General features: G+C 60.6%; 4 protein-coding genes. 3 read left to right on the top strand and 1 reads right to left on the bottom strand.

Going from position 1 to position 5,317, the window contains the following annotated elements; genetic code table 11:
• Positions 1-1,801 (top strand): DNA mismatch repair protein MutS (gene mutS, locus WCA53_RS11575; protein ID WP_423909544.1); only part of this gene is annotated, 1,801 nt, incomplete at its 5' end.
• Complete coding sequence (locus WCA53_RS11570) at positions 1,788-3,185, top strand: hypothetical protein (RefSeq protein WP_423909541.1); 1,398 nt, start codon at positions 1,788-1,790, stop codon at positions 3,183-3,185. The genes mutS and WCA53_RS11570, both read left to right, overlap by 14 nt.
• A 68-nt stretch (positions 3,186-3,253) precedes the next feature.
• Here WCA53_RS11570 and WCA53_RS11565 read toward each other — a convergent pair whose 3' ends face one another.
• On the bottom strand, positions 3,254-3,799 hold the full coding sequence (locus WCA53_RS11565) for an FKBP-type peptidyl-prolyl cis-trans isomerase (protein ID WP_423909538.1): 546 nt from the start codon (positions 3,797-3,799) through the stop codon (positions 3,254-3,256).
• A 33-nt stretch (positions 3,800-3,832) separates the two neighbouring features.
• On the opposite strand from WCA53_RS11565, the gene WCA53_RS11560 reads away from it, so the two are divergent.
• Entirely contained in the window at positions 3,833-5,053 is a 1,221-nt protein-coding gene (locus WCA53_RS11560) for a JmjC domain-containing protein (RefSeq protein WP_423909533.1), read from the top strand.
• Positions 5,054-5,317 lie beyond the last annotated feature (264 nt).

The raw sequence follows: 5,317 nt of genomic DNA, 5'->3' as shown, positions 1-5,317 counted from the left end.
GACTGAAACGTTGCGCGGCACCGAATCGCCCACCTTGTGCTCGTTGCTCGATACGTGCTGCACGACCATGGGCAGCCGCTTGTTGCGCCACTGGCTGCATCACCCCCCACGCGATTCGTCGGTGGCGCAAGGTCGGCAGAACGCGATCGGCGCGCTACTGGACGCGCCCGCCAACGCCAGCCTCGAAGACCTGCGTGCGGCCTTGCGGCAGATTTCGGATATCGAACGAATTACAGGACGTCTCGCACTGCTCTCCGCTCGTCCACGCGATCTCGCAAGCCTGCGCGATACCTTCGCCGCGTTGCCCCAGTTGCGCGCTCGCCTTGGCTCGGTGAAAGCGAACGCTCCATCGCTGGAACGCATTGACATCGCGCTCGAACCACCGCCCGAATGTCTCGCGTTACTGGTCCACGCAATCGCGCCGGAACCGGCTGCGCTGATCCGCGATGGCGGCGTGATGGCGCGGGGTTACGATGCCGATCTCGACGAACTTCGCGACATCTCGGAAAACTGCGACCAGTTCCTGATTGACCTGGAAGCGCGCGAACGCACGCGAACGGGTATTGCAAATCTGCGGGTCGAGTACAACAAGGTGCACGGTTTTTATATCGAGGTCACGCGCGGCCAGACGGATAAAGTGCCCGACGACTACCGGCGCCGCCAGACCCTGAAGAATGCCGAGCGCTATATCACGCCCGAGTTGAAGACGTTCGAGGACAAGGCGCTGTCCGCGCAGGAACGCGCGCTTGCACGCGAACGCGTGCTTTATGACGCGCTTTTGCAAACACTTTTGCCGTACATCGCCGATTGCCAGCGTGTGGCCGCCGCGCTCGCGGAACTCGATCTTCTCGCGGCGTTCGCGGAACGCGCGCTCGCGCTCGACTGGGTCGCCCCGGAATTCGCGGGCGAAGCGGTCATCGACATCGAGCAGGGACGGCATCCCGTCGTTCAGGCGCAGGTCGAGCAGTTCATCGCCAATGATTGCAGCCTGAGCGCCGAGCGCAAGCTGCTGCTCATCACCGGGCCGAACATGGGCGGCAAGTCCACCTTCATGCGCCAGACTGCGTTGATCGCTCTGCTCGCGTATGTAGGGAGCTACGTACCTGCCAGGCGCGCGCGATTCGGTCCGATCGACCGGATTTTTACGCGCATTGGCGCCGCCGACGACCTGGCGGGGGGACGTTCCACGTTCATGGTCGAGATGACCGAAGCCGCAGCCATCCTTAACGATGCAACGCCATCGAGTCTCGTGCTGATGGATGAAATCGGCCGCGGTACGTCCACGTTCGATGGCCTCGCGCTCGCCTGGGCCATCGCGCGGCACCTGCTGTCCCATAACGCGTGCTACACGCTTTTTGCCACGCATTACTTTGAACTGACGCAGTTGCCGGCCGAATTCGCGCAGGCTGCGAACGTGCATCTGTCGGCGGTGGAGCACGACCACGGCATCGTATTTTTGCACGCCGTGAACGAAGGTCCGGCCAACCAGAGCTACGGCTTGCAGGTCGCGCAACTCGCGGGCGTTCCGCCTGCCGTCATCAAGGCTGCGCGCAAGCATCTCGCGCATCTTGAACAGCAGTCGATCGGCCAGCCGTCGCCTCAATTCGATCTGTTCGCACCGCCGGCGGTCGGTGTTGGCGACATCGGCGGCCAGGATGATGAAGCCATCGAATCTGCGTCGCATCCCGCGCTCGACAAGCTACGCGCACTTGATCCAAACGAGTTGCGCCCTCGTGATGCGCTCGACCTGCTCTACGAGTTGCATGAGCTGGCGTCGCATGCACCGGATGGATCGCATTAAGATCAATTCCTTCGCCAATGCGCCGCGCGTGAAACACGCGGCGTGCGTGCGCGTTGTTGTCGCGGGCTGCTTCGGCGTAGTCGCAGCGTGCGCACAAGCGGCGGCTCCTACCCCAGTGCACCCCGCCCCGCTGACGTTCGCCATTGCGTCGGACGTCGTCGACAAATCCGCCGATGACACCCCGCTCCGGCAAATGATCGATGCGCTGGGCCGGGAGCGTGACCTATCGCTTGTGATCTACGACGGCAATCTGAAGAGCGAAACGCAGCCGTGTAACGATACGTTCTACGAAGCACGCCGGCGCCTCTTCGATACCTCGCGCAAACCGGTTGTCCTGCTGCCCGGCGGCAATGACTGGGCGACTTGCGGGTTATCTCGAGCGGGAAACTACGACCCGGTCGAACGGCTCGATTTCATCCGGCAAACGTTTTTCGGTGACTCGACGGCACTCGGACAGGCCGCGATGCCCGTCATCCGCGAAAGCGACGTCGCTCGCTTTCGTCCCTTCCACGAAAACGTTCGATGGCAGGCCGGCGGCATCGAGTTTGTAGGACTGAACACACCCGCGCCGAACAACCATTTTCTAAGCGCGGGCGGGCGCAACGGCGAGTTCGAGGACCGGTCGGTTGCCAACACATTCTGGCTGGAACACGCGGCGGAATCCGCACGACGTTCGGAGATGCGTGCGATCGTGGTGGTGCTGCAAGGCGATCCCGACTTCATGCACTACGAGCGACGCGATCGCTTTGCGTGGCTACGGTTTTCTCGCAGTGAGGAGAAGCGCGATGGCTTCCTCGAACTCAAGCGGGCCCTCGTCAGGGTTGCCGAAGCGTTTCATGGACCGCTGATCGTGATTCACGATTCGAACGCGCAGTTAGCCAACGGCTTTCGCATCGACCAGCCCTTGCGTAACGATAAAGGCGTCGTGGTGACAAACCTGACGCGTATCGAAATGAACTTGAAGAAACCGCAGTCGCAATGGCTTGAGGTCACGGCGGACTTCGAGTGGCGCGCGCCATTCCACGTTCGCGTGCGCGACGTGATCATCAAGCCGGCGACAACTGCCCAGGGCGCTCCTACTTCTACGGCCGCTACCTCCAGCGCTTCTTCTACGCCCGCCACGCCCGCCCTGCCCGCAACGCCTGCGTCGAATGTCGAAGACGGCGCACCCGGACCCTCTTCGTTTTTCCAGGAGATGCAACCGGTACAGCCGCCGTCAGTACCCTCGGGCAGTGAGCAACCCGCATCGGACGCGACGCCGCCGAGCACGCCCTCGATCGTCCCCATGCCACCGCTGTTGAATAAACCGGCTGATTTGCCACCGTTGTTGCCATCGCAGCCAACGGACAGCAAAGGCGCCGCGAGCGCCCCCGCAACGCAGTAGCAATGCCGCGGCGGCTTTGTTCTGCTCGCGCTGCGGCCGCCAAAAGCAGAACCGCCGCAAACCGCCCCTTAGTGCAGCGTAGGTCCCAGGTGCCGCTCGAGGTCTTCATCGTCGTCGTCCCCGTCGAGGATTTCGATGCCCTCTGCACCATGCGCGTGCTGGTGTTCCTTTTCGTCCTCGGTCGCTTCGCGTACTTCCTTCACGTTCAACGCAAAGCGTAGCGCCATGCCCGCGAGCGGATGATTGCCGTCGAGCACGACCTTGTCCTCCGCTACGTCGGTGACGGTATAGATCAGCGAATCGAGCTCATCTTCACCGTCCTCGGGCGTGCCTTCGAACTGCATCCCGACTTCGAGCGGCTCCGGGAAACGGCCGCGTGTTTCAACCTTCACGAGATCCGGGTCGTACTCCCCGAACGCGTCCTGCGGTTCGAGTTGCAACTGGATCTGGTAGCCGGCTTCCTGGCCGTCGAGCGCTTCCTCGATCTTGGGGAACGTGCCATCATAGCCGCCGTGCAGATAGACCATCGGCTCGTCGCTTTCCTCGATCAGATTGCCATGAGCGTCCGAGAGCTTGTAGGCAACTGATACGACGGTGTCTTTTGCGATTTTCATTGAATTCTCCACAATACAAGCCTGAATTATACGATGCCAACGCGGCCCTCTCACCATCACGCAGGCCCGCTCGCCGCGCCGCTTCCCGATGAACCCGCCACGCTCCTCGGCAACCTCACGCCGACGCAGTTCATGCGCCGGTACTGGCAGAAAAAGCCGTTGCTGATTCGCCAGGCAATTCCCGATTTAACGGCGCCCGTGTCGCGCGACGAACTGTTCGAACTCGCCGATGATGAAGACGTCGAATCGCGTCTTATCACGCATTTTCGCAAAAGCTGGGCGATGGAGCATGGGCCGTTTGCGCCGGACGAATTGCCATCGGTGAAAAAGCGCGACTGGACCTTGCTCGTGCAAGGCGTGAACCTGCACGACGATCGCGCCCGCGCATTGCTCAACCGGTTCCGTTTCCTGCCAGATGCACGCGTCGACGACCTCATGATTTCCTACGCCACCGACGGCGGCGGCGTGGGCGCGCACTTCGATTCCTACGATGTCTTCCTTCTGCAGGTGCATGGCAAGCGACGCTGGCGGATCGGCGCGCAGCGCGATCTCACGCTAAAAGAGGGACTGCCGTTGAAAGTTTTACAGCACTTCGAAGCCGACGAGGAATGGTTACTGGAACCCGGCGACATGCTGTATTTGCCGCCCCACATAGCGCATGAGGGCGTGGCGGAAGGTGAATGCATGACCTGTTCGATCGGCTTTCGCGCGCCGTCGGAAAGCGAGCTTTCGAGCCAGTTCCTGTACCACCTGGCCGAGCGCATGGACGACGGCAGTGAGCCCGGGTCGAAGGGCGCCGCGCGGTATCGCGACCCCGCGCAGCCGCCGGTCAGCCACCCCGCGCAGTTACCGCCCATGCTGGTCGAACGGGTTGGCTCGATCCTTGCGAACGTACAATGGAATGAAAAGGATGTTTCGTCATTTCTAGGTACTTACCTAAGCGAACCCAAATCGAATGTCGTATTCGCCCCCCCGCGCCGGCCACTCGATGAAAGCGGTTTTATCGAGCGGGCGAAGCAGATTGGCGTAAAGCTCGACAGAAAGACCGTCCTGCTGTATGACAAGCGTTTTTATTTTATGAATGGCGAACAGATTCTAATGCCGACAAAAGCCAGAAAATGGCTGACCGAACTAGCGGACAAACGATATCTGGAAGCGAAACGCTTTGTAACACTCTCGGACGAAACGTCCATGACAGCACTGCTGCACGAGTGGTATTGTGCGGGCTGGATACAAGTGGACGCTAGCGCCTAGTGTTGGTTAGTCTCGCTGGTCCGTGGGTCGTGGATTGACATCGTTCCTTGAATAAATGTATGAGAAAACCAACGTATTGGCCCCGGTTTGATCGACGGTTGATACGAAAGTGCATATAATTTCCGCCCAAGCCGTAGGAAGTCTCACAGGACATACATAATGTGAGTCTCCACAACGGCCCGGGTCGGTGTTGGAGCACACATTACCGGTACTTTGCGCTGTTGCTTACCTTTAACCATAAAAGGACGTGATCATGAAGAAATC

The organism is Caballeronia sp. (assembly GCF_049581465.1).
GTDB lineage: Bacteria > Pseudomonadota > Gammaproteobacteria > Burkholderiales > Burkholderiaceae > Caballeronia.
This window is presented reverse-complemented; position numbering and strand designations above follow the sequence as displayed.